At 39.2% G+C, this 3,481-nt stretch carries 4 protein-coding genes; 1 reads left to right on the plus strand and 3 read right to left on the minus strand.

Translation table 11 applies throughout. From position 1 onward, the window contains the following. The coding region (locus BEL05_RS10590) for an IS91 family transposase (RefSeq protein ID WP_069671138.1) at nucleotides 1-646 on the plus strand (646 nt) is incomplete at its 5' end. Between the two features lie 294 nt (nucleotides 647-940). On the opposite strand, the gene BEL05_RS10595 is transcribed toward BEL05_RS10590, so the two are convergent. From BEL05_RS10595 to BEL05_RS10605, 3 genes are all read right to left on the minus strand, one after another. Further along, on the minus strand, nucleotides 941-1,669 hold the full coding sequence (locus BEL05_RS10595; protein WP_069671139.1) for an adenylate/guanylate cyclase domain-containing protein: 729 nt from the start codon (nucleotides 1,667-1,669) through the stop codon (nucleotides 941-943). Further along, the gene (locus BEL05_RS10600; RefSeq protein WP_069671140.1) at nucleotides 1,670-2,194 is read right to left on the minus strand and encodes a Pycsar system effector family protein; all 525 of its coding nucleotides are present in this window, start codon (nucleotides 2,192-2,194) and stop codon (nucleotides 1,670-1,672) included. Nucleotides 2,195-2,329: 135 nt separating this feature from the next. Then, entirely contained in the window at nucleotides 2,330-2,671 is a 342-nt protein-coding gene (locus BEL05_RS10605) for a 1-deoxy-D-xylulose-5-phosphate synthase (protein ID WP_069671141.1), read from the minus strand. Nucleotides 2,672-3,481 lie beyond the last annotated feature (810 nt).

Below are 3,481 nucleotides of genomic sequence, written 5' to 3' on the forward strand. Positions count from 1 at the left end.
TCCGCATCTTCACTTCATCATTCCCGCTGGAAGCTTCAACAAAGACAAAAAGCAGTGGCAAAAAAGCAGAGGTAAATATCTGTTCAACGCTTTTAATCTCGCCACAGTGTGGCGAGCAAGGTTGCTGGAATACCTGACAAATAAGCGAGATATCACACTGCCAGCAGCAACACCAAAGAAGTGGGTGGTAGATTGCCAGCATGTTGGCAAAGGCTTACCTGCACTGAAGTACTTATCAAGATACCTCTATCGCGGTGTATTGCCTGATAAAAATATCATCAGTAATATCGATGGGCACGTCAGCTTTGAGTATCTGGACAGCCAAACTCAGACCAATAAAGTGCGTACCTTACCCGCGATAGAGTTCCTGTGGTTAGTGCTGCAGCATGTTTTGCCTAAAGGGTTACGCCGAGTACGAGATTATGGATTACTTAGCGGGAACTTCTGCAAACTGAGGCAACAAATACAGTTGATGCTCGTTGTCGCAGGGGCGCTGCCTCAAGTAGTAGGAAGTCCCCTAGTCGAAGAGGCAAAACGCATTGCGGCAATACGGCCTTGTCCTTGCTGCCAGCAGCCGATGACATTTATGGGCGTACATGGAAAAAAGCAGGGGCGACTGACAAGCTTTCATAGCCAGAGCACTTAGCAATCTAACGCCACTGTTTAAGCGGTAAGATAACAGGATTTTGAAATTTTAGAACTCTAGAAGTGAAACGCAGGAGGTGATTAAGCTTTTGAAACTATAGGCTTACTTATTGGCTGTCAGTGCTAAGGGATAGCTATGGCTAGCCAAAAGTGTAAATTAAGCTCCCCGACCTAAACCAGCGTGAGCTCTCACGCCGCTATTTACTATATAAAGGTATCACTTCCTACAAACCCGGGCTTGTTCAACACTCGGGATAAGGACGCGGCTACGCGCAGCCTATCCTTATTTGTTAGATTACGTTACTTCAAGGTGATACGTAGTGAAATAGTATGTTTCGTCTGAGCCGTTGTACTCGATTGTAGCTGTTTTCCAAATATCTTTCTTTACATCATTACCATACCAATCTTTTTCAGTAACATACTTAACTCTATCTTCTAAATTACTATATACATAAGATGAAATCCCGATATCGTTATGAATTTTGTCTCCTATTTTGACAGATTTATTAACAGCGTTACCAATCCAAACAAGGTCTCTATTATTTTCACCTGTAATACCTACCTTGGTACAAATAATATCTCCATAATGTATACCAATGCCAAAATTGACACTTGAATACTTTTCCATTTTCTTTTTCACTTTTGAATCTGATGACGTTAACATCCATTTCATTTTCATCGCAGCTGAAACCGCATTACTAAGTTTCTTTTTTGTTGTCCCCTGAAACAGAACAAGCATACCGTCACCATTAAAGCTCCTCACCTCACCACCGAGACTTTTAGCAATTGTGACGATGGTATGAAAATATGCTTTATGTAATTTTGCTACAGAAGTTTTGTTGTGATTGTTAAGAACAGCAGTAGAACCGCGCATATCAATATATAAAGTTGTAGCGGTTAATTTTAAGCCTTTGTTGCCAAAGGTTAATTTAGAGTCATTAATATCTGGAACATATGTTATATCTGTAACATCAAAAGCATTGTCTATAATCTCGGCTACTTTAGTATCAATCCCATCTTTCATTTAATTTTTAGACCTCGAAATGTAAAAAATAATCGTAATAACTGGTGACACTATAGCTGATAAAGTGAACCAAATTGCAATATTAAAATAAGTATATTTTTTATTCGCTATAGTTGAGTTGGATATAATTTGAAATGCTAAATCCTTTTGGAAGCCTGTAACATCAACGTGTTCCTGTCCAATTTTGACAGCCAATTTATTTAAATACGACAAAGGTGTATATTTAGCAATGTCTCTAAAAAATAAAATATTATCACTATCATTAGTACCTGAAGGCTTAGAGTCCCAAGGCATATTCAGTGCTGGTATAATAGATAACAGACAGATTGAGAGAGATATTAAGCTTAGAAAACCACAAAAAAATAAATAATATCCAAGATAGCAATTAATATTTTCATTTAAGCCGAGTCGACTGAATCCAAAAATTATTGCTCCATTGCCAGCAATCAATGTTGCTGACTTTGCTTCTGCGTATTTAAGCCAATCATTTATATTTGAAAATATATCTTTTAGTTTTTCATCCATGCGATACGCATACCCTGATAATTAGTAATCTAACGCCAAGCTCACCTGCAGTTTTTGCGGAGAGCAATTGTGTAAAATGGAGCGCAGCGACATACACAATTGAGCGTAGCAAAAAATGTCAGGTGCAGCTTTTTGTTAAGTGTTGATGCTACGTAAATATTCGTTTTTTATGTCTTCATCTATTTCGACACCACGATTACCACCGTACAATCTATCACTTTGGTCTTTTCGTGGACCAGATATCCAATAGTGGTCACCGGAATCGACCTCATAATAGTTTGCCTTATAGCCACTACCTTTTAGGCTTTGAAATTTTCTTCCTTGATAGTAAAGCGTTTTACCAGTTTTTGAGAGGTACACCCTTCCTATTCTAGCTAAACCCTCCAAGCCACCCGACTTATCCTCTATATACATTATCTTAGATTTAGACAACCTGAATTCCGACGGTAATTCTTCACCATTAAACTCTTCGTTCATTTACAAAAACCTGATGTTTGTGACACTTAACGTCTTAGTATTTATGCATTGCGCTGTCTGCAAGACATAAATCGCTTGAACGTTTTATTAGTGCGCATGCGCGTTTACCTCGTTGGACCAGTGAAAACGCGCACAGTTAACTATCTGTATGTAATGAACTTATCAGCATTTTGCTAAATATACCATCTGGAAAAACGCGCATGCGCGTTTTCCAAACCTATTATCTACTTAACAAATAGTATAAGTGATTAATTATAATGCCATTTATTAAAATCAACATGAGAAAACGCGCACGAATACAGGATGAAAATCGTTCAAAATCCTGATGATTTGAATATGACTGTATAGTTATCCAGTTTTTGGTTGGGAAGTAATGAATTACATCTCGCTGGTGTAGCGATGAAAATGTCTAGGCCAGAAAGCCCGTTAGGTACTGATCCACCGACAACGTGTTAACTCATTTTGGGGCAAAAGCACGTTAGCTTTTAATGCGTTATTAGTCCCAAATGAAGTTAAATCGAAGAGAGTCAATAACCCAGTGTAGATGCAGCTGCGGACGTTGATGGCATGGCCGCTCTCTGACATCCATGTCATCGCGGCATTTGTGAATCCATTCACGTCAGATGCCATCGTCGAGCCTCCACGGATGGATTCACGGCGTGGAGCAGAAGTATCTGCACATGAGCCTGCCGCAGGCAATTAACTCCCATTGAAGGTATGGCCTTCAAACAACACTTAACAAATTAGATGCGGCCAAACGCAACTAAGGCTAATCCAAAAAATGCCAAACCTTCATTCCAAGGCCACCAA

It is taken from the genome of Shewanella colwelliana (assembly GCF_001735525.1).
Classification (GTDB): domain Bacteria; phylum Pseudomonadota; class Gammaproteobacteria; order Enterobacterales; family Shewanellaceae; genus Shewanella; species Shewanella colwelliana.

Coding starts and splice junctions, on each gene's coding strand:
- BEL05_RS10595 (WP_069671139.1), bottom strand. CDS start 1,669: ATGAAAGATGGGATTGATACTAAAGTAGCCGAGATTATAGACAATGCT.
- BEL05_RS10600 (WP_069671140.1), bottom strand. CDS start 2,194: ATGGATGAAAAACTAAAAGATATATTTTCAAATATAAATGATTGGCTT.
- BEL05_RS10605 (WP_069671141.1), bottom strand. CDS start 2,671: ATGAACGAAGAGTTTAATGGTGAAGAATTACCGTCGGAATTCAGGTTG.